We start from the raw sequence: 18,873 nt of genomic DNA, 5'->3' as shown, positions 1-18,873 counted from the left end.
TTTTCCCCCCCACGCCTTTTTCCCGCTCTCTGACCGCCCCCGGGCCAAGCTAAAGGGCGGAGCCCCCCGGGGGGGGCCGCCCCCCCCCCCCCCCCCCCCCCCGCCTCTTCGTCGCCCGGAATTCACCCTTCCGTCGAACCTCCGTCCCCCCGCGGGCAGTTGAATGATCGCGGACACGGGAGCCCCGTGTTCCCAGTGTTCCCGGGGGAGGGGAATGTGACCCGTACGCGAAGAATCGCCGCCCTGGCACTCGGCGGGGCGGTGGCCCTGTCCGTCGCCGCCGCGGGCCCGCCGGCGCACGCCGCCGACACACCCGTGGCCGTCACGCAGCTGAGCATGACGCGCCCGGCCGAGGTGCAGTACCTGTGGGCGGGCGAGTCCGGGTTCCGCTACCGGCTGCCCGAGCAGACCTCGGCACAGCCCGTGTGGGTGGACTACGACGGCGTCACCCCGCCCGCACACGCCGGCCCGGACGACCTCGCCACCGGCGCCGACGTCGTCACCACCCAGGGCACCGGCACGGTCTCCCAGCAGCACCGGTCCACCGGTGCCACGGCGACGGTCGTCCTCCCCGAGGGCCAGACCTACCAGGCCGCCGTCGGCTGGAGCGTCGTCACCCGGGACACCGCGGGCGCCCTGCACGTCCTGCGCGCCGCCTCCGACGGCACCACCCGCGACCTGCCGGTCACCGGCCTGCCGTCCGGCGCCGAACTCACCGGCACGGTCGTCACCAGCGGCTCCGTCCGCCGGATCGCCGTCGTCTACCGCCTCGACGGTGCCGTGCGCACCGCCCTCGTCGACCTGGCGGACGGCACCTTCGGCGTGTCCGTGCCGGGCTCCACCACCGTGACCTTCAACGACCGCTGGCTGGTCGCGGGCGACCGGGCCGTCCGCGCCGACGCGGCGCCCGGCACCGCGCCCGCCACCGTCTCGTACTTCGGCGACGCGCTCGCCGTCGTCGGCGACGCCCTCCTCAGCGGCAACGCCGCGTTCCTGCCCGCCGGCCAGCACCCCGAGCTGCGGGCCCTGTCCCTCGCCACCGGCGAGCGGCGCACGGTCCTCACCGACTCCCACGGCGCCATCGCCCCCACGCCCGACGGCGGCGCCCTCGCCACGGCCGGACCGCTGAGCACCGACTGGCACATCCACCGGGTCACCGCCACGGCCGACGGCGGGGTCACCGCCACCGAGGTGCGGACCGTGCCTCCGCGGCAGGCCCTCATCGACGGCCTGATGCTGTCCGGCGGCAACCTGCTGATGCGCGGCAACACCACCTCCGTCGGCGGCTTCGACCAGGTGCACGCCATGCCGCTCGACCCGGCCGGCCGGCCGCTCGGCCCGCAAGCGCTGCGCGCGAACGTCGTGGACGTCTCGCCGTGCCTCGGCGGCGACGCGGCCTGCCCGCAGCTGGAGGCGCTCGGCGACGGCCGGTTCGCCTACCTGTCCACCGACCGCGCCTCCGGAGTGGAGTCCGTTGCCGTGGGCATCGGCAACACCTCCTACGCCACCGCCGCCACCGGCGACTCCAAGGGCCGCATCGGCACCGGCACCGGCCGCTACGTCCTCTACAACGGCGGCGGCGCGGGCGTGCAGAAGGTCGCCGACTTCCGCCGCGGCGCCGACGGGGAGATCGTCCTCAGCCGCACCCGCACCGCGGCCGCGATCTGGGGCCAGCGGCTGTGGACCCCCGGCGGCACCCAGGGCACCGTGGTCGCCTACGACCTCAAGAGCAAGAAGAACGTCGCCACCGTCGACACCGGCGCCCCCTGCACCCCCAGCGAGCTGCAGGCGGTCGACGCCTGGCTGTACTGGACCTGCGGGGCGAGCGGCCCGGCGGGCGTCTACGACCGTGCCGCCGGCCGCGCGATCACCGTCCCGGCCGGCCAGGCCCGCCTCGCCGACGGCTACCTGGTGCGGGAGGACCGCACCACGCACGAGCTGCTGCTGACCGACTTCCACACCGGCACGGCGACCACCCGCACCGTGGCCGTCCTGCCCGCGACGGACCAGGACACCGGAGGCAACACCGGCCGCTGGACCGTGGACCGCTTCGGCGGCGGTGTCGCCTACCTCACGGCACAGCGCCAGGTGGCACTGGTCACAGCGGGCGTGCCCACCTCGCCGCTGGCCCAGCTGGAGGCGCAGACGGACGCCGCCCCCGGCCCGACGACCGCCGAGCCCTGGCAGCCGGTGTGGCAGCTCAGCAAGCCCGCCACCTGGACGCTGACCCTGAGCACCGCGAGCGGCACGGTCGCCCGCACCCTCACCGGCGCCTCCGCCGACGCCGCCGTCCGCGCCTCCTGGGACGGCCTGTGGAGCGACGGCCGCCGGGTCACCGGCACCTACACCTGGAAGCTGACCGCCACGCCGCGCGACGGCCAGGGGCCCGGCCTGACCCTGACCGGGACGACCTCCGTGAACTGACCCCCGGCCCGCCCGCCGCCGGGTTACGGTCGGCCCATGAGCATCCGAGCCGTGGTCTGGGACGTCGACGACACCCTCTTCGACTACACGAGCGCGGACCGCGCCGGCATGCGGGCCCATCTGGCCGCCGAGGGCCTCCTCGACGCGTACGGCAGCGCCGAGGAGGCCCTCGTCCGCTGGCGGGAGGCGACCCACCTGCACTGGGGGCGCTTCGCGGCGGGGGAGACGACCTTCGAGGGGCAGCGCCGCGACCGGGTGCGCACCTTCCTGGGCACCGGGCTGACCGACGCCGAGGCCGACACCTGGTTCGAGCGGTACATCGGCCACTACGAGGCCGTCTGGGCCCTCTTCCCGGACGTGCTGCCCGTCCTCGACGCCCTCGCCGGCCGATACCGGCACGCGGTGCTCTCCAACTCCAGCCTCACCGTGCAGGACCGCAAGCTGCGGGTGCTGGGCGTGCACGGGCGCTTCGAGGCCATCCTGTGCGCGGCCGAGCTGGGCGTCTCCAAGCCCGAGGCCGCCGCCTTCCACGCCGCCTGCGCCGCCCTGGACCTCCCCCCGCGGCAGGTCGCGTACGTCGGCGACCACCCCGAGATCGACGGGCGCGGCGCGGCCGAGGCGGGCCTGCTGTCGGTGTGGATCGACCGTCACGGCGCGCACACGGCCGGTGCGGAGCCGTGCGCCGCCCGCCGGATCGGCTCGCTCGCCGAACTCCCGGCGGTCCTGGGCGCCGATACCCGTTTTGGAGCCCGGTCCACCTTCGGGTAATGTTCTTCCTGCGCCGAGGGGAACGGGCCGAAAGGCCGAAACCCCGAGGAGCAAGCTAGAACGAGATCCCCCGCAGGGGCTTGAGTTCCAGTGGCCTATGGTGTAATTGGCAGCACGACTGATTCTGGTTCAGTTAGTCTTGGTTCGAGTCCAGGTAGGCCAGCTCGCAGAGCTTATCTGCAAAGCCCCCGTTGTGTAGCGGCCTAGCACGCTGCCCTCTCAAGGCAGTAGCGCCGGTTCGAATCCGGTCGGGGGTACTGATCTCGATCTTGTCGGGATCGCTAGGGCCCCCGTTGTGTAGCGGCCTAGCACGCCGCCCTCTCAAGGCGGTAGCGCCGGTTCGAATCCGGTCGGGGGTACTGACTGGTCTAAACCATCATTGGTCTATGGTGTAATTGGCAGCACGACTGATTCTGGTTCAGTTAGTCTTGGTTCGAGTCCAGGTAGACCAGCTCGGATCTGCGGAAACGTAAGATCCACGCCCCCGTTGTGTAGCGGCCTAGCACGCCGCCCTCTCAAGGCGGTAGCGCCGGTTCGAATCCGGTCGGGGGTACATCTGGGAAGGCCCTCCACTTCGGTGGGGGGCCTTCGCCGTATCCCCCGGCCGCCGGCTCACTCGAAGCCGTACCGCCGCGCCGACTCCTCCTCCTGGGCCAGCCGGTGCAGTGCCTGGAGCAGCGGCTCGTTGAGGATCGCTCCGAGGACCGCGAACTCGATCCGCTCCGCCTCCGACGGCCGCGTCTCCAGGTTGTCCAGGTCCAGGGCGGCCGTCCGGTGCATCAACTCGGCGTACGGCGCGAGCTGTTCCGCCCCCCAGTCGTAGCCGAGCCGGCGGAACGCGGCCACCCCCACCACCAGCGAGCGGTACGCGGGGGAGAGGGGGGCGAGCTGCTCGGCGTTCCGCCAGCCGAGCCGGTCCAGGAGCGCGGCGACTTCCCGGTGCGCGGCCCGTACGTACTCGTCCTCCTCGTCCGGCTCCGGCACCTGCGGCAGCGCCCACAGGGCCGCGCCCAGGCGGATGGAGCGGCCCAGCGAGTCGTCGTCCACGTGCCCCAGCACCTCGCGGACCGTCGCCACCGGCAGCCGGCCCACCTGGATCATCGCGCGCACCAGCCGCAGCCGGCGCAGGTGCTCCTCGTCGTACTCCGCGGTCGTCGTGTTGACCTGGCGGCCGGGCGGCAACAGGCCCTCGCGCAGGTAGTACTTGATCGTCGCGGTGGACACACCGCTGCGTCTGCTCAGCTCGGCAAGCCGCATCCCTTGCGCTCCTTCTTGGATAACGGCACTATCCAAGCATCGGTTGTCGGATAGTGCTGCTCACCGACGAGGGGGAAGTCATGGTGTCCCGTACCACCGCCGACGCGCGGGGCGAGGTCGTCGTCCTGCTGATCGGCATGCGCGTCAACCGCTTCCGGGCCGTGCGGCTGTGGCTGCCCGTGATGCTGGGGATGTTCCGCATGCTCCGGGAACTGGAGAAGGACCCCGGGCGCGGCCTGCTGACCAGGATCCTGCTGACGGCGTCGCCGCGGACGTACTACGTCGTGCAGTACTGGGAGTCGAAGGAGAAGCTGTACGCCTACGCGACCGCGCCGGACGCGTTCCACCACAAGGCGTGGGCCCGGCTGAACCGCCTGGAGCGGGCGGGGAGGCTGCGCGGGCAGGTGGGGATCTGGCACGAGACGTACGTCGTGCCGGAGGGGTCGTACGAGGCGGTCTACGGCGACATGCCGGCGTTCGGCCTCGCGGCGGCGCACGGCCAGGTGCCGCTGGAGAAGCGGGGCCGCTACGCCAGGGACCGGTTCGCCCACCGGTCGGGCGGGGCGGGAGGCGCCTGAGCGCCGTGGGGGCGGCGCCGGGGCGGTTCGCGTCCACGCGGCGCAGCCGCGGATCGGCACCGCCCCGCGCCCCCGGCCCGGCTGCCCCGCCCGGAAAGCGGGCCGGCCTCTCCTTGCGGCGAAGCGGTCGCCTTGAAGGCCGGGAGGCAGGAGGCCGCGCTCCGTGTGGCGAAGGGGGCCGCGCCCCCCTGAAGTGAAGAGGCGCCCCGCCCCCGGGAAGGGCCTGCCGCGGCGTTGGGGCGGGTCCTTCCCGGGGGCGGGGCGCTCTGGTTCCCGCCGTCAGCCCGAGCGGCGCAGGGCCTCCGAGAGGCGGCCCGCCGCGTCGATGACCGCCTGGGCGTGCATGCGGCCCGGGTGGCGGGTCAGGCGCTCGATGGGGCCGGAGACGGACACCGCGGCCACCACGCGGTTGGAGGGGCCGCGCACGGGCGCGGAGACGGACGCGACGCCCGGCTCCCGCTCGCCGATGGACTGGGCCCAGCCGCGCCGCCGCACGCCCGACAGGGCCGTCGCCGTGAAGCGGGCCCCCTGCAGGCCCCGGTGCAGCCGCTCGGGCTCCTCCCAGGCCAGCAGGATCTGCGCCGAGGAACCCGCCTTCATGGTGAGCGTGGAGCCGACCGGGACGGTGTCGCGCAGGCCGGAGAGACGTTCCGCCGCGGCCACGCAGATCCGCATGTCACCCTGGCGCCGGTAGAGCTGCGCGCTCTCGCCGGTGACATCACGGAGGTGGGTGAGCACGGGGCCCGCCGTCGCCAGCAGGCGGTCCTCGCCCGCCGCCGCCGCGAGTTCGGCGAGGCGCGGGCCGAGGATGAACCGGCCCTGCATGTCGCGTGCCACCATGCGGTGGTGTTCCAGGGCCACGGCCAGGCGGTGGGCCGTGGGTCGTGCCAGTCCGGTGGCGCCGACCAGACCCGCGAGGGTGGCCGGACCGGACTCCAGAGCGCTCAGGACGAGGGCCGCCTTGTCCAGAACGCCGACGCCGCTACTGTTGTCCATGCAACGATACTCACGTCTCACTCTGTGAAACGCAAGTTCAATTTTCCGTGGAACGCGCCACCCTGGAACCACACGACGGCCCGATGACCAACGGGCCTGGCGGTGGACGCCCGGAATCACGACGTCCAGGGGCCCCCGAAGGGCAGCCACCGCCCCTCAAGATCTCTAGTTGGGTCGGTGGACGCTTGCCGGCCGGAGGGAAAGCGATGGGTAGGACACTCGCGGAGAAGGTCTGGGACGACCACGTCGTCCGGCGCGCCGAGGGCGAGCCCGACCTCCTCTACATCGATCTGCACCTGCTGCACGAGGTGACCAGCCCCCAGGCCTTCGACGGTCTGCGCAAGAGCGGCCGGAAGGTCCGCCGCCTCGACCTCACCATCGCGACCGAGGACCACAACACCCCGACCCTCGACATCGACAAGCCGATCGCCGACCCGGTCTCCCGCGCCCAGCTGGAGACCCTGCGCGCGAACTGCGCCGAGTTCGGCGTGCGGCTGCACCCGCTCGGCGACGTCGAGCAGGGCGTCGTGCACGTCGTCGGCCCGCAGCTGGGCCTGACCCAGCCCGGCACCACGGTCGTCTGCGGCGACTCGCACACCTCCACGCACGGTGCCTTCGGCGCGCTGGCGTTCGGCATCGGCACCTCGCAGGTGGAGCACGTGCTGGCCACCCAGACGCTGCCCATGGCCCGCCCGAAGACCATGGCCATCACCGTCGACGGCGAGCTGCCCGACGGCGTCACCGCCAAGGACCTGATCCTCGCGATCATCGCGCGGATCGGCACCGGCGGCGGCCAGGGCTACGTCCTGGAGTACCGGGGCCCCGCCATCGAGAAGCTCTCGATGGAGGCCCGGATGACCATCTGCAACATGTCGATCGAGGCCGGTGCCCGCGCGGGCATGATCGCCCCCGACGAGACCACCTTCGCGTACCTGAAGGGCCGCCCGCACGCCCCCGAGGGCGCCGACTGGGACGCGGCCGTCGCGTACTGGAAGACGCTGCGCACCGACGACGACGCCGTCTTCGACGCCGAGGTCGTCATCGACGCCACCGAGCTGTCGCCGTTCGTCACCTGGGGCACCAACCCCGGCCAGGGCGCGCCGCTTTCGGCGTCCGTCCCCGACCCGGCTTCGTACGAAGACGCTTCGGAGCGCCTGGCCGCCGAAAAGGCCCTGGAGTACATGGGGTTGGCGGCCGGACAGCCGCTGCGCTCCATCGGTGTGGACACCGTCTTCGTAGGCTCGTGCACCAACGGCCGCATCGAGGACCTGCGCGCCGCCGCCGGCATCCTGCGCGGCCGCAAAGTCGCCGACGGCGTACGGATGCTGGTCGTCCCCGGCTCCGCGCGGGTGGGTCTGCAGGCCGTCTCCGAGGGCCTGGACGTGGTCTTCAAGGAGGCCGGCGCCGAATGGCGGCACGCGGGCTGCTCGATGTGCCTCGGCATGAACCCCGACCAGCTGGCCCCGGGCGAGCGCTCCGCCTCCACCTCCAACCGCAACTTCGAGGGACGGCAGGGCAAGGGCGGCCGTACGCACCTGGTGTCGCCGCAGGTCGCGGCGGCCACCGCCGTCCTGGGCCACCTGGCCTCCCCGGCCGATCTGACCGACGTTTCCGCGCCCGCTGGAGTCTGAGAACCATGGAAGCCTTCACCACCCACACCGGCCGGGCCGTCCCGCTGCGCCGCGGCAACGTCGACACCGACCAGATCATCCCCGCCCACTGGCTCAAGAAGGTCACCCGCGACGGCTTCGAGGACGGTCTGTTCGAGGCCTGGCGCAAGGACCCGGAGTTCGTGCTGAACCGTCCCGAGCGGCAGGGCGCCACGGTCCTGGTCGCGGGCCCCGACTTCGGCACCGGCTCCTCGCGCGAGCACGCCGTCTGGGCACTGCAGAACTACGGCTTCAAGACCGTGATCTCCTCCCGCTTCGCCGACATCTTCCGCGGCAACTCGCTGAAGAACGGACTGCTCACGGTGGTCCTCGACCAGAAGGTCGTGGACGCGCTGTGGGAGCTGACGGAAGCGGACCCCACCGCCGAGATCACCGTGGACCTCAAGGCGCGTGAGGTGCGCGCCGAGGGCATCGCCGCCTCCTTCGAGCTGGACGAGAACTCCCGCTGGCGGCTGCTGAACGGCCTGGACGACATCTCCATCACGCTCCGGAACGAGTCCGACATCGCCGCCTACGAGGCCGGGCGCCCCGCCTACAAGCCGCGGACGCTCCCGGTCTGATCCGGCGCGGGCCGAGCCCCGCAAGGGTCGGGTTTCGGCCACCCCAACCTCCCCTCCGTACCCCCGATCGCCACGATCGGGGGTACGGCCATGTCTGCCCCCGGACGGACCCGCGCCACCCTGCGAAAACGCTCAACTTCCCGTTTTACGAGGGCGGTTGTGTGGGTACGTGAGTGCTGTGCCGGGCCCCACCGCAAGTGCCTGGAAAGCCATTTGGGGCGCTAGTTGCCCCCCTGCGCAGGCGACAACTCGCCCCAGATGGCACAATCTGTGCATGGGACACGACGGCCAACTCCAGCTCTATTCGGCCGTCGCGAACCAGCTGAAGGAAGCGCACGCAAGAGTGCGCGCACTGCAAGTCCCGGAGGGCGTACGGGTGGCGCTGACCCGGAAGCTGCTGGTCATTACGGCCGCGGCCAAGCACGACCTCGCCGACGCGGCAAGGCGGCTCGATCGGTTCACAGCGGACCTCGACGCGGGCCGGATGCCCGAAGAGGACCGTTGAAACCGTCCGGGGCGGCCGAGTCCGTTGCGGCACAAGGGTGATAAGCCCGTTTCGTGTTTGATTTGCGGTATATATCTGCCTAACGTGCGAAAAAGCTTGAACACTTTCGTTCTGGCGATGTCTCCGAAGGGGAAGACGTGAACAAGGCGCAGCTCGTAGAAGCGATTGCCGACAAGTTGGGCGGCCGCCAGCAGGCCGCCGATGCCGTCGATCATGTCCTGGACGCCATCGTCCGCGCGGTCGTCGCGGGCGAGCGGGTCTCGGTCACCGGTTTCGGGTCCTTCGAGAAGGTGGACCGCCCCGCCCGTTACGCCCGCAACCCTCAGACCGGCGAGCGGGTTCGGGTCAAGAAGACCTCCGTGCCGCGCTTCCGCGCCGGTCAGGGCTTCAAGGACCTGGTGAGCGGCTCCAAGAAGCTGCCGCGCGGCGGCGAGGTCGCCGTCAAGAAGGCGCCCAAGGGCAGCCTGTCCGGCCCGCCGCCCACCATCGCCAAGGCCGCCGGCAAGAAGGCCGCCGCCAAGAAGACGACGACGGCCGCCGCGAAGAAGGCCACGGCGAAGAAGACGACGCCGGCGAAGAAGACGACGACCGCCGCCGCCGCGAAGAAGACGACGGCGAAGAAGGCCCCCGCCACGAAGACCACGGCGACCGCCAAGACCGCCACGGCGAAGAAGACCACCGCCAAGAAGGCGCCCGCGAAGAAGGCCCCGGCGAAGAAGGTCACCGCGAAGAAGGCCCCGGCCAAGAAGTCGACGGCCCGCAAGACCACCGCCAAGAAGACGACCGCCCGCAAGGCGACGTCGTAAGGCCGCCAGGGCACTCACGCGCCGGGCCGGACTCCCCTGGGGAGCCCGGCCCGCGGCGTGTGCGGGGGCGGTTACAGCGTCTGCAGGGTGACGAGGGTGATCCGCACGGCGTCCCCCTCGCCCTCCGTCTCGATCCGCACCCGCTGCCCGGGGCGCAGCAGCAACAGGCCGCCGGCGTCGAACGCGGCGGCGTCGAAGGGCACGGGGGTGCCGTCGTCGAGGAGCACCTGGCCGCTGCGGGTTTCCTCGTCGTACGTGTACGCGGTGGCCTGCATGGCCGCCAGCCTAGTGGGAGCCCCGGGAACCCGGGATCAGCAGCCCCGCCGAGGCCGCCGCCGTGTGCCGGCCGACCCCGAGGGCCAGTGCCGTGCGCAGGTCCTCGCCGGTGTCCACGTCCTGCCGTACCGAATCGACGTCCGCCAGCGCGAGTTCCGTCGCGCCGGAGGCCCGGTGGCGCGCGCGGGAATCCACGCCGAACGCCGGGCGCAATGCGTGGCCGCCGGCCGCCGCCAGCAAAGTCGTGCCCACTTCGGCCGCGTCCGCCAGGAAAGCCCGGGGGAATTCCGCGGCGGCGGACAGCACCCGGGACAGTTCCGCGGGGCGCAGGGCCGGCAGATCCGCGTTCAGGGCCGCGACCGCGGCGCCGGGACGGTTTTCCCGTACGACGGCCGCGCCATGGGCCAGCGCGGCGTTCAGGCCGCCGCCGGGGACGTCCGGGACGATCCGCGCGCCCAGTGCCGCAAGCTCCCGGCCGGCCAGCTCGTCGTCCGTGACGACCGCCACATCCGACACCCCGGCACAGGCCAGTGCCGCACCCACCGTGTCCTGCGCGAACGCCAGCACCAGCCCCGGGCGCACCCCGTCGCCGGCGGTGTCCGCGAGCCTGCTCTTGGCCAGGGCCAGGGGCTTCAGCGGGATGACCAAGGTCCACTGCACCGGCGTACCGTCCCTCTCTCGTCCCGTTCATTGTCACCCGGGCTCCGAGGGGCGACGGGAAGCGGGGCGTACGGTGTTCTCGACAGACCGGCGGCCCGGGGCCACACTTGTGCGGCCCCCGCCGGGGTGGCAGTCCTAGAGGAAGGTGTCCTTGTGCCCCGCCGCAGAATCGGCTTCTGGTACCGCTTCGCCGCGGTGATCTGCAAACCGCCGCTGGTGGTTCTGATCAAGCGGGACTGGCGTGGAATGGAGCACATTCCGGCCGAGGGCGGATTTATCACCGTGGTGAACCACAATTCCCACGTGGACCCCTTCGCATACGCGCACTATCAGTACAACACCGGACGGGTTCCGCGATTCCTGGCGAAGAGCGGCCTTTTCAAGAAGGGATTGGTCGGCGCCGCGATGCGCGGTACCGGACAGATCCCCGTCTACCGCGAGTCCACGGACGCGCTCAGCGCCTTCCGGGCCGCCATCGACGCCGTCGAGCGCGGCGAGTGCGTCGCCTTCTACCCCGAGGGCACCCTCACCCGCGACCCGGACGGCTGGCCCATGACCGGCAAGACCGGCGCCGCCCGGGTCGCCCTGCAGACCAGGTGCCCGGTCGTCCCGGTCGCCCAGTGGGGCGCCAACGAACTGCTGCCGCCCTACGCCAAGAAGCCGAACCTCTTCCCGCGCAAGACCCACCGCGTGCTGGCGGGCCCGCCCGTGGACCTCTCCCGTTTCTACGGCAAGGAGATGACCCCGGACGTGCTGAAGGAGGCCACCGAGGTCATCATGGCGGCCATCACCCGGCTGCTGGAGGAGATCCGCGGCGAGAAGGCGCCCGAGACGCCGTACGACCCGCGCCGCGAGCGGATCGAGCAGCGGCGCCGCACCCAGGCGCAGGCGCAGGCACAGGCACAGGCGCGGGACAGGCAGACGGAAGGGCAGAGCAAGTGAGCAAGCCTGTGCGGGCGGCCGTCATGGGCACCGGTTCGTGGGGCACCGCCTTCGGCATGGTGCTCGCCGACGCCGGCTGCGACGTGACCCTGTGGGCCCGCCGGCCGCAGCTGGCCGAGGCGGTCAACTCCACCCGGACCAACCCCGACTACCTGCCCGGCGTGGAGCTGCCGCGGAACCTGCGGGCCACCGCCGACGCGGCCGAGGCGCTCACCGGCGCGGACTTCACCGTGCTCGCGATCCCCTCCCAGACCCTGCGCGAGAACCTCGCCGCGTGGTCCCCGCTGCTGGCGCCGGACACCGTCCTCGTCTCCCTGATGAAGGGCGTCGAACTCGGCTCCACCATGCGGATGAGCGAGGTCGTCGACGACGTGGCCAAGGTCGGCGCCGAGCGGATCGCGGTCGTCACCGGGCCCAACCTGGCCCGGGAGATCGCCGCCCGCATGCCCGCCCTGGCCGTCGTGGCGTGCACCGACGAGCGGGTCGCCCTGCGGCTCCAGGCCGCCTGCCACACGCCGTACTTCCGGCCGTACACCAACACCGACGTGGTCGGCTGCGAACTGGCCGGCGCGGTCAAGAACGTCATCGGGCTCGCGGTCGGCATCGCCGACGGCATGGGACTCGGCGACAACGCCAAGGGCTCGCTCATCACCCGCGGCCTCGCCGAGACCACCCGGCTCGGCCTCGCGATGGGCGCCGACCCGCTGACCTTCTCCGGACTCGCGGGCCTCGGCGACCTGGTGGCCACCTGCTCCTCGCCGCTGTCCCGCAACCACACCTTCGGCACCAACCTCGGCAAGGGCATGACCCTCCAGGAGACCATCGCCGTCACCAGGCAGACCGCCGAGGGCGTCAAGTCCTGCGAGTCCGTGCTGGATCTGGCCCGCCGGCACGGCGTCGACATGCCCATCACCGAGACGGTCGTCGAGATCGTGCACGAGGGCAAGTCGCCGGTCGCCGCGCTCAAGGAGCTGATGGCGCGCAGCGCCAAGCCCGAACGCCGCTGAAACCGGCCCCGCGCGAGCCCCCCGCCGGGCCGTCCGCGACGCTCCGCGACCATCCGTGCGACGCTGAGCGACGGCCCGGGAGCGCGCGCTGACTTGCCGACTACCTACAGGTACGCTCGACCCGATATGAGCACCGAGAACCTTCCCCAGAGCCCCGACCGGCCGGCGCGCAAGCCGCGCGTGGCCGTCGTGTTCGGCGGGCGCAGCTCCGAACACGGGATCTCCATGGTCACCGCCGGCGCGGTCCTCACGGCCATCGACCGGACGAAGTACGACGTCCTGCCGATCGGCATCACGCGGGAGGGCCGTTGGGTGCTCACCGCCGACGAGCCGGAGCGGATGGCCATCACCGACCGCCGCACCCCCGAGGTCGACGACCTCGCGGAGGCGCACGAGGGCGGCGTGGTGCTCCCCGTCGACCCGGGCAACCGGGAGGTCGTCTACAGCGAGCCCGGCTCCGTGCCCAAGGCGCTCGGCGAGGTCGACGTGGTCTTCCCGGTGCTGCACGGCCCCTACGGCGAGGACGGCACGCTCCAAGGTCTGCTGGAGCTGTCCGGGGTGCCCTACGTCGGCTCGGGCGTGCTCGCCTCGGCCGTCGGCCAGGACAAGGAGTACATGAAGCGGGTGTTCACCTCCTTCGGGCTCAAGGTCGGCCCGTACGTGGTGATCCGGCCCCGTGAGTGGGAGCAGGACGCCTCCGCCGCCCGCAAGAAGATCGTCGACTTCGCCGGCGAGCACGGCTGGCCGCTGTTCGTGAAGCCCGCGCGCGCGGGCTCGTCCATCGGCATCACCAAGGTCGACGACCTCGCCGGGCTGGACGAGGCCGTCGCCGAGGCGCAGCGGCACGACCCGAAGATCCTGGTCGAGGCCGCCGTCCGGGGCCGCGAGATCGAGTGCGGCGTCCTGGAGTTCGAGGACGGCCCGCGCGCCTCCGTCCCGGCCGAGATCCCGCCGCCGGACGCCCACGCGTACTACGACTTCGAGGCCAAGTACATCGACTCCACGCCCGGCATCGTCCCGGCCCCGCTCACCGGGGAGCAGACCGCCGAGGTGCGGCGGCTCGCGGTCGAGGCGTTCGAGGCGGCCTCCTGCGAGGGGCTGGTCCGCGCGGACTTCTTCCTCACCGAGGACGGCGAGTTCGTCATCAACGAGATCAACACCATGCCCGGCTTCACGCCGATCTCGATGTACCCGCAGATGTGGCAGGCGACGGGCGTGAGCTACCCGGAGCTGGTCGACCGCCTGGTGCGGGCCGCGCTGAGCCGCTCGACCGGGCTGCGCTGAGCCCGCGTCCGGGTCAGTGCCGCATGGAGGCGATCCCCTCCGGGATCGCCTTCTTCACGGCCGCCGCCAGGTCCATCAGCACCTGCGCGCTGTCGTCCGGCCCGGAGAGCTCCTTCGGCAGGGTCACCTGCACGTACGCGCGGCGCTCGGCCGTGGTGAACCGCCAGCTTCCGCCGTCCCGCTTCTCCATCAGCCACTCGACACCGTTCACCCCGCCGCCGACCGCGTCCGGGTCCTCGCCGACGGCCACCTTCGGATCGACCATCTTGGGCGGCCGGACGATGCCGCAGCGCAGTATGATCGCCGGGCTTCCCCACGCCGCCGTGTAGGCGGACGGGGGCTCGGGGTCCCGGCGGGGCTGTCCGTCCACCTTCCGTGGCAGCGCCTTGTCCAGGTCCCGGCAGAGCGGGGCGGTCCGCGCGTCGGGGGTGGGCACCGCCACGGTGTCGCTGCCGTCCGCCGCGGAGCAGCCCGCGGCCGCGACGAGCAGGGCCGGTAGGAGCAGGCCGAGAGGCCGGTGACGGAAGATGTTCACCGGCCAAGCGTAGACGGGGGCTACAGATGCACGACCGGACAGGTCAGGGTGCGCGTGATGCCGTCCACCTGCTGGACCTTCGCGACCACCATGCGGCCGAGTTCGTCGACCGTCTCGGACTGGGCGCGCACGATCACGTCATAGGGACCCGTCACGTCCTCGGCCTGGATCACTCCAGGGAGCTTGCTGATCGTCTCGGCGACGGTCGACGCCTTGCCGACCTCCGTCTGGATCAGGATGTACGCCTGTACCACGGAACCTCCAGGGCGGCCACGAGGATCATGTGGGGAAAAGGAACGCCACGGTATCGCGTCGCCGCGCTTCGCGGGGAGACCTCCGGGACGCGGGCTTGCGCGGCAGGGCACGGGCACGACGGACGGTGACGGTCACCCGGACCGTACGAACGGTCACCACGACCGCGTCGGCGGCCGGGGCGACCGCGACGACGGACACCTCGACCGTATCGGGGACACTGAAGACGCGCGACCGGGCACGGCTTGGGAGAGAAGGGGAGCCAAGGGACATGAAGGGCACTGTTGGTGAGCTCGGGGAGTTCGGGCTCATCAGGGAGCTCACCTCCCGTCTCACCACCACCGCGGCGGTCCGGGTCGGCCCCGGCGACGACGCCGCCGTGGTCGCCGCGCCCGACCGCCGGGTCGTGGCGAGCACCGACATCCTGCTGGAGGGCCGGCACTTCCGCCGCGACTGGTCCACCGCCTACGACGTGGGCCGCAAGGCCGCCGCGCAGAACCTCGCCGACATCGCCGCGATGGGCGCCGTGCCGACCGCGCTGCTGCTCGGCCTGGTCGTCCCGGCGGAGCTGCCGGTCACCTGGCCCACCGAGCTGATGGACGGCCTGCGCGACGAGTGCCAGGTCGCCGGCGCCTCCGTGGTCGGCGGGGACGTCGTACGCGGCGACACGATCATGGTGTCGATCACCGCGCTCGGCGACCTGCGCAACCACGAACCCGTCACCCGCGCCGGCGCGCAGCCCGGCGACCTGGTGGCCGTCACCGGCTGGCTGGGCTGGTCCGCGGCCGGGTACGCGGTGCTCGTCCGCGGCTTCCGTTCGCCGCGCGCCTTCGTGGAGGCCCACCGGCGCCCCGAGCCGCCGTACCACGCCGGGCCGGCCGCCGCCTCGCTCGGCGCCACCGCGATGTGCGACGTGAGCGACGGCCTGATCGCCGACCTCGGGCACATCGCCGAGGCCAGCAAGGTCCGCATCGACATCCGCTCCGGCGCCATCGACATCCCCACGCAGATGCACGACATCGGCCAGGCCGTCGGCGTGGACCCGCTGCAGTGGGTGCTGACCGGGGGGGAGGACCACGCGATCGTGGCCACCTTCCCGTCCGACACCAAGCTGCCGGCCCGCTGGAAGGTCATCGGCGAGGTCCTCAATCCCTCCGCGCTGCCCCAGGTGACGGTCGACGGGGCGCCGTGGACCAGCAAGGGCGGCTGGGACCACTTCGGGGACATCGAGTCATGATCACCAGGGTGCTCACGGTGGCGGGCTCCGACTCCGGCGGCGGGGCCGGGATACAGGCCGACCTCAAGACGATGCTGGCGCACGGCGTGCACGGCATGAGCGTGCTCACCGCGGTGACCGCGCAGAACTCCCTCGGCGTCCAGGGCGCCTGGGAGCTGCCCGCGGCGGCGGTCCGGGCCCAGTACCGCAGCGTCGTGGACGACATCGGCGTCCAGGCCGTGAAGACCGGCATGCTGGCCTCGGCGGAACTGGTCGGGACGGTCGCCGAATTGATCTCCGGCACCGACGCGCCGGCCGTGGTGGACCCGGTGGGCGTCTCCAAGCACGGCGATCCGCTGCTGGCCGCCTCCGCGCTGGACGCCGTCCGCACCGAGCTGCTGCCCGCGGCGACCGTCGCCACCCCCAACCTGGACGAAGTGGCGCAGCTCACCGGGGTGCGGGTGGAGTCCGAGGCGGATCTGCGCCGGGCCGCGGCGGCCGTGCTGGCGTACGGGCCGCGCTGGGTGCTGATCAAGGGCGGCCACCTGTCCGGGGACGCCGTGGACCTGCTCACCGACGGCTCGGAGGAGTACCTGCTGCGCGCGCCCCGCCACGACAACCGGCACACCCACGGCACCGGCTGCACCCTCGCCTCCGCGATCGCCTGCGGGCTGGCCCTCGGGCAGTCCGTGCCGGAGGCGGTCACGGCGGCCAAGGAGTACGTCACCGGGGCGATAGCCGCCGGGTTCGCCCTCGGCGCCGGGATCGGGCCGGTGGACCACGGCTGGGCGCTCAGGAGGGACGCATCCCACAGGTGACGGGGCCGCGGGGGCGGCGGGGTACGGCAAAAAGCCGGTCCACCTCTCGGTGGACCGGCTCAGTGCAGCGAACCGGACAGTGGCCGCGCGCTCAGCTGAGCGTCAGCGCGAGACCTTGCCGGCCTTGATGCACGAGGTGCAAGCGTTCACGCGCTTCGGCGTCCCGCCGACCACGGTACGCACACGCTGGATGTTCGGGTTCCAGCGGCGGGACGTACGGCGGTGCGAGTGCGAGATGTTGTTGCCGAAGCCCGGCCCCTTGCCGCAGACGTCGCAGTTGGCAGCCACGGGTCACTCCAAAGACTTCAGATGCACTTACGGTTGATCCCGGCATGCCGGGATCGAGATCCTAGGACCTGTGATCTGAGTGGCGCTGCCAGGGGGAATGGCCCGATCGGGATCGGGCAACCGGAGCAGCATACAACGGCTGCGCCAGTACAACGAAACTACCATGGCTGATCAGACCCCCGCTCCCGGCCCGCTTCCGGAAGGCAGCGGGCCGGGGTCTACGCTGCGTCCCACGTACGACCGGGTCAGGGAGGCGCAGGTGGCGCAGGTGCCGCAGACATTCCTCGATGCTCTCGCGGTGCGCACCTGGTGCTCCCTGGCACTGCGGGCCCTGGGCGGCGCCCGCGAGGAGATCGACGCGATCAATGTCTACCCGGTGCCCGACGGCGACACCGGGACCAACCTGTACCTGACCGTGGAGTCGGCGGCCACGGCCGTGGAGGCGGTGTTCGCCGGGTACGAGACCGGCTGCGCGGAGCCCTCCCTCGCCGACGCGGTCCGGGCGATGGCCCACGGCGCGCTGATCGGGGCCCGGGGCAACTCCGGGACGATCCTCGCGCAGCTGCTGCGGGGCATGGCCCAGGTGCTCGCCGAGGCGGGGGAGACGTCCTCCGCGTCCCCCGCCGCCTCCACCCCCCCTGCCTCCTCCACCGCCCCTTCCTCCTCCGTCTTCCGCGCCGACGGCCCGGGACTGCGGCGCGCCCTGCGCCGGGCCGCCGACTCCGCCCGGCAGGCCGTGGCGCACCCCGTCGAAGGCACGGTGCTGACGGTCGCCTCGGCCGCCGCCGACGCCGCCGAGGAGGCCGGGGGCGACTGCCGGACCGTCGCCCGGGCCGCCTACGAGGGCGCGCGGACGGCCCTGGCGGCGACCCCGGACCAGCTGGGCGTGCTGCGGCGGGCCGGGGTGGTCGACGCGGGCGGCCGGGGCCTGGTGGCGGTGCTCGGGGCACTGGTCGAGGCGGTCACGGGGGAGGCGGTGCGGGAGATGCCGGGATGCGCGCCGGGCAACGCGCCCGCGGGGGCCCGTGACGCCGGCCCCGCCGCGGACGCCTTCGACGCCGACCCGGCTCCCGACGGCGACCGGGCCGGTGCCGACGGGCCCGCCTTCGAGGTGATCTACCTGCTGGAGGCCGACGACGCGGCGGTGACCCGGTTGCGCGCGCGGCTCGACGCCCTCGGGGACTGCCTGGTCGTGGTCGGCGGCGACGGACTGTGGAACGTCCACGTGCACGTCGACGACGCCGGCGCCGCCGTGGAGGCCGGGGTGGAGGCCGGCCGCCCCTACCGCATCCGGATCACGCACTTCGGGCACGGCGGGGCGCCCCCCGGCCGCGCCCGCCCGTCCCGCGCGCCCGCCCAGCGCGCGGTCGTCGCCGTCGTACCCGGCGAGGGGCTGGCCGGGCTGTACGGCGAGGCCGGTGCGACCACCGTCCTCGCGCGCCCCGGGGAGCCGCCCGCCAGCGGGGAGCTGGTGCAGGCGGTACGGCGGGCCCACGCCCGCGAGGTCGTCCTGCTGCCCAACGACGCCGAGCTGCGCCACACGGCCGCCGCCGCGGCGGAGCAGGCCCGCGCCGAGGGCGTCCGGGTGGCCCTGATCCCGACCCGCTCGGCCGTCCAGGGCATCGCCGCGCTCGCCGTGCACGAGCCCCGGCGCCGGTTCGACGAGGACGTCGTCCAGATGACCTCGGCGGCGGGCGCCACCCGGTACGCCGAGGTCGTCGTCGCCGAGCGCCAGTCCTGGACGACGGCCGGCATCTGCCAGGCCGGGGACGTGCTCGGCCTGATCGACGGCGATGTCGCGGTGATCGGCACGGACGTCACCGCGACCGCCCGCACCGTCCTGGACCGCATGCTCCAGTCCGGCGGCGAACTGGTCACCCTCGTCGTCGGCGACGAGGCCCCCGACACCGTCGCCGCCCACCTGGAGACCCGCGTGCGGGAGTCCTACCTGGCCGTCGACACGGTGGTCTACCACGGCGGCCGGCAAGGGGCACTGCTGCTGATCGGGGTCGAGTGAGCGACGCCCGCCGG

General features: G+C 72.8%; 20 protein-coding genes and 5 tRNA genes. 18 read left to right on the top strand and 7 right to left on the bottom strand.

Annotation, left to right across the window (positions count from 1 at the left end; genetic code table 11):
• The first annotated feature begins 216 nt into the window (after positions 1-216).
• The 7 genes from ACZ63H_RS08615 (at position 217) to ACZ63H_RS08585 (ending at position 3,745) form a co-directional block, all read left to right on the top strand.
• Entirely contained in the window at positions 217-2,424 is a 2,208-nt protein-coding gene (locus ACZ63H_RS08615; RefSeq protein WP_469863067.1) for a hypothetical protein, read from the top strand.
• A 36-nt stretch (positions 2,425-2,460) separates the two neighbouring features.
• A complete protein-coding gene (locus tag ACZ63H_RS08610; protein WP_469863066.1) occupies positions 2,461-3,192 on the top strand; it encodes an HAD family hydrolase in 732 nt (243 codons plus the stop codon).
• Between the two features lie 91 nt (positions 3,193-3,283).
• A tRNA-Gln gene (locus tag ACZ63H_RS08605) sits at positions 3,284-3,355 on the top strand.
• A 21-nt stretch (positions 3,356-3,376) separates the two neighbouring features.
• Positions 3,377-3,449, top strand: a tRNA-Glu gene (locus ACZ63H_RS08600).
• Positions 3,450-3,478: 29 nt separating this feature from the next.
• Positions 3,479-3,551, top strand: a tRNA-Glu gene (locus tag ACZ63H_RS08595).
• A gap of 21 nt (positions 3,552-3,572) precedes the next feature.
• Positions 3,573-3,644, top strand: a tRNA-Gln gene (locus ACZ63H_RS08590).
• 28 nt (positions 3,645-3,672) lie between these two features.
• Positions 3,673-3,745, top strand: a tRNA-Glu gene (locus ACZ63H_RS08585).
• Between the two features lie 59 nt (positions 3,746-3,804).
• Here ACZ63H_RS08585 and ACZ63H_RS08580 read toward each other — a convergent pair.
• Positions 3,805-4,449 carry a MerR family transcriptional regulator gene (locus ACZ63H_RS08580; RefSeq protein WP_469863065.1) on the bottom strand — a complete coding sequence of 215 codons (645 nt, stop codon included), beginning with the start codon at positions 4,447-4,449 and terminating at the stop codon, positions 3,805-3,807.
• Between the two features lie 80 nt (positions 4,450-4,529).
• Here ACZ63H_RS08580 and ACZ63H_RS08575 point away from each other — a divergent pair, with 80 nt between their 5' ends.
• The gene (locus ACZ63H_RS08575) at positions 4,530-5,027 is read left to right on the top strand and encodes a DUF4188 domain-containing protein (RefSeq protein WP_469863064.1); all 498 of its coding nucleotides are present in this window, start codon (positions 4,530-4,532) and stop codon (positions 5,025-5,027) included.
• Positions 5,028-5,306: 279 nt separating this feature from the next.
• Here the strand turns inward: ACZ63H_RS08575 and ndgR are convergent, their stop codons facing one another.
• Positions 5,307-6,023 carry an IclR family transcriptional regulator NdgR gene (ndgR, locus tag ACZ63H_RS08570; protein WP_014675221.1) on the bottom strand — a complete coding sequence of 239 codons (717 nt, stop codon included), beginning with the start codon at positions 6,021-6,023 and terminating at the stop codon, positions 5,307-5,309.
• Between the two features lie 206 nt (positions 6,024-6,229).
• Here ndgR and leuC point away from each other — a divergent pair, with 206 nt between their 5' ends.
• From leuC to ACZ63H_RS08550, 4 genes are all read left to right on the top strand, one after another.
• The gene (gene leuC / locus ACZ63H_RS08565) at positions 6,230-7,654 is read left to right on the top strand and encodes a 3-isopropylmalate dehydratase large subunit (protein WP_469863063.1); all 1,425 of its coding nucleotides are present in this window, start codon (positions 6,230-6,232) and stop codon (positions 7,652-7,654) included.
• 5 nt (positions 7,655-7,659) lie between these two features.
• A complete protein-coding gene (gene leuD, locus ACZ63H_RS08560) occupies positions 7,660-8,253 on the top strand; it encodes a 3-isopropylmalate dehydratase small subunit (RefSeq protein WP_469863062.1) in 594 nt (197 codons plus the stop codon).
• Positions 8,254-8,527: 274 nt separating this feature from the next.
• Positions 8,528-8,758 (top strand): SCO5555 family protein, encoded by a 231-nt coding sequence (locus ACZ63H_RS08555; RefSeq protein WP_469863061.1) that lies wholly within the window; start codon positions 8,528-8,530, stop codon positions 8,756-8,758.
• 137 nt (positions 8,759-8,895) lie between these two features.
• Positions 8,896-9,564 (top strand): HU family DNA-binding protein, encoded by a 669-nt coding sequence (locus ACZ63H_RS08550; protein WP_469863060.1) that lies wholly within the window; start codon positions 8,896-8,898, stop codon positions 9,562-9,564.
• Positions 9,565-9,635: 71 nt separating this feature from the next.
• Here ACZ63H_RS08550 and ACZ63H_RS08545 read toward each other — a convergent pair whose 3' ends face one another.
• Both ACZ63H_RS08545 and cofC read right to left on the bottom strand, forming a co-directional pair.
• The gene (locus ACZ63H_RS08545; protein ID WP_467939109.1) at positions 9,636-9,839 is read right to left on the bottom strand and encodes a hypothetical protein; all 204 of its coding nucleotides are present in this window, start codon (positions 9,837-9,839) and stop codon (positions 9,636-9,638) included.
• 10 nt (positions 9,840-9,849) lie between these two features.
• Positions 9,850-10,500, bottom strand: a complete 651-nt coding sequence (cofC, locus tag ACZ63H_RS08540) for a 2-phospho-L-lactate guanylyltransferase (protein WP_469863059.1) — start codon at positions 10,498-10,500, stop codon at positions 9,850-9,852.
• A gap of 153 nt (positions 10,501-10,653) precedes the next feature.
• Here cofC and ACZ63H_RS08535 point away from each other — a divergent pair, with 153 nt between their 5' ends.
• The 3 genes from ACZ63H_RS08535 to ACZ63H_RS08525 all read left to right on the top strand — a co-directional run bounded on the left by ACZ63H_RS08535 (position 10,654) and on the right by ACZ63H_RS08525 (position 13,733).
• Positions 10,654-11,442, top strand: a complete 789-nt coding sequence (locus ACZ63H_RS08535; RefSeq protein ID WP_469863058.1) for a lysophospholipid acyltransferase family protein — start codon at positions 10,654-10,656, stop codon at positions 11,440-11,442.
• The gene (locus ACZ63H_RS08530; RefSeq protein WP_469863057.1) at positions 11,439-12,449 is read left to right on the top strand and encodes an NAD(P)H-dependent glycerol-3-phosphate dehydrogenase; all 1,011 of its coding nucleotides are present in this window, start codon (positions 11,439-11,441) and stop codon (positions 12,447-12,449) included. The genes ACZ63H_RS08535 and ACZ63H_RS08530 overlap by 4 nt, the downstream gene beginning before the upstream one ends.
• Before the next feature lie 126 nt (positions 12,450-12,575).
• On the top strand, positions 12,576-13,733 hold the full coding sequence (locus ACZ63H_RS08525) for a D-alanine--D-alanine ligase family protein (RefSeq protein ID WP_469863056.1): 1,158 nt from the start codon (positions 12,576-12,578) through the stop codon (positions 13,731-13,733).
• 13 nt (positions 13,734-13,746) lie between these two features.
• Here the strand turns inward: ACZ63H_RS08525 and ACZ63H_RS08520 are convergent, their stop codons facing one another.
• Together ACZ63H_RS08520 and ACZ63H_RS08515 are read right to left on the bottom strand one after the other, a co-directional pair.
• Entirely contained in the window at positions 13,747-14,268 is a 522-nt protein-coding gene (locus ACZ63H_RS08520) for a DUF3515 domain-containing protein (protein WP_469863055.1), read from the bottom strand.
• 20 nt (positions 14,269-14,288) lie between these two features.
• Positions 14,289-14,522, bottom strand: a complete 234-nt coding sequence (locus ACZ63H_RS08515) for an Lrp/AsnC family transcriptional regulator (protein WP_318201187.1) — start codon at positions 14,520-14,522, stop codon at positions 14,289-14,291.
• Positions 14,523-14,791: 269 nt separating this feature from the next.
• Between ACZ63H_RS08515 and ACZ63H_RS08510 the strand changes: the two genes are divergently transcribed.
• Positions 14,792-15,757, top strand: coding sequence for a thiamine-phosphate kinase (locus ACZ63H_RS08510; protein ID WP_469863054.1), 966 nt, complete (start codon positions 14,792-14,794; stop codon positions 15,755-15,757).
• Positions 15,754-16,554: a bifunctional hydroxymethylpyrimidine kinase/phosphomethylpyrimidine kinase gene (gene thiD, locus ACZ63H_RS08505; RefSeq protein WP_469863053.1), complete on the top strand. Its 801-nt coding sequence runs from the start codon at positions 15,754-15,756 to the stop codon at positions 16,552-16,554. The genes ACZ63H_RS08510 and thiD overlap by 4 nt, the downstream gene beginning before the upstream one ends.
• Before the next feature lie 102 nt (positions 16,555-16,656).
• Here thiD and rpmB read toward each other — a convergent pair whose 3' ends face one another.
• Positions 16,657-16,842 carry a 50S ribosomal protein L28 gene (gene rpmB / locus ACZ63H_RS08500; protein ID WP_003993230.1) on the bottom strand — a complete coding sequence of 62 codons (186 nt, stop codon included), beginning with the start codon at positions 16,840-16,842 and terminating at the stop codon, positions 16,657-16,659.
• Positions 16,843-17,101: 259 nt separating this feature from the next.
• Here rpmB and ACZ63H_RS08495 point away from each other — a divergent pair, with 259 nt between their 5' ends.
• Positions 17,102-18,859 carry a DAK2 domain-containing protein gene (locus tag ACZ63H_RS08495; RefSeq protein ID WP_469863077.1) on the top strand — a complete coding sequence of 586 codons (1,758 nt, stop codon included), beginning with the start codon at positions 17,102-17,104 and terminating at the stop codon, positions 18,857-18,859.
• Positions 18,860-18,873 lie beyond the last annotated feature (14 nt).

This window comes from Streptomyces sp. NPDC104831 (assembly GCF_055583025.1).
The sequence above is the reverse complement of the archived record's forward strand: the minus strand, read 5'-3'. Positions and strand labels throughout refer to the sequence as shown.

What these genes read in the sequence shown, in the direction of transcription:
- ACZ63H_RS08610 (WP_469863066.1), top strand. Translation starts at nt 2,461, where the DNA reads ATGAGCATCCGAGCCGTGGTCTGGGACGTCGACGACACCCTCTTCGAC.
- ACZ63H_RS08580 (WP_469863065.1), bottom strand. Translation starts at nt 4,449, where the DNA reads ATGCGGCTTGCCGAGCTGAGCAGACGCAGCGGTGTGTCCACCGCGACG.
- ACZ63H_RS08575 (WP_469863064.1), top strand. Translation starts at nt 4,530, where the DNA reads ATGGTGTCCCGTACCACCGCCGACGCGCGGGGCGAGGTCGTCGTCCTG.
- ndgR (WP_014675221.1), bottom strand. Translation starts at nt 6,023, where the DNA reads ATGGACAACAGTAGCGGCGTCGGCGTTCTGGACAAGGCGGCCCTCGTC.
- leuC (WP_469863063.1), top strand. Translation starts at nt 6,230, where the DNA reads ATGGGTAGGACACTCGCGGAGAAGGTCTGGGACGACCACGTCGTCCGG.
- leuD (WP_469863062.1), top strand. Translation starts at nt 7,660, where the DNA reads ATGGAAGCCTTCACCACCCACACCGGCCGGGCCGTCCCGCTGCGCCGC.
- ACZ63H_RS08555 (WP_469863061.1), top strand. Translation starts at nt 8,528, where the DNA reads ATGGGACACGACGGCCAACTCCAGCTCTATTCGGCCGTCGCGAACCAG.
- ACZ63H_RS08545 (WP_467939109.1), bottom strand. Translation starts at nt 9,839, where the DNA reads ATGCAGGCCACCGCGTACACGTACGACGAGGAAACCCGCAGCGGCCAG.
- ACZ63H_RS08525 (WP_469863056.1), top strand. Translation starts at nt 12,576, where the DNA reads ATGAGCACCGAGAACCTTCCCCAGAGCCCCGACCGGCCGGCGCGCAAG.
- ACZ63H_RS08510 (WP_469863054.1), top strand. Translation starts at nt 14,792, where the DNA reads ATGAAGGGCACTGTTGGTGAGCTCGGGGAGTTCGGGCTCATCAGGGAG.
- thiD (WP_469863053.1), top strand. Translation starts at nt 15,754, where the DNA reads ATGATCACCAGGGTGCTCACGGTGGCGGGCTCCGACTCCGGCGGCGGG.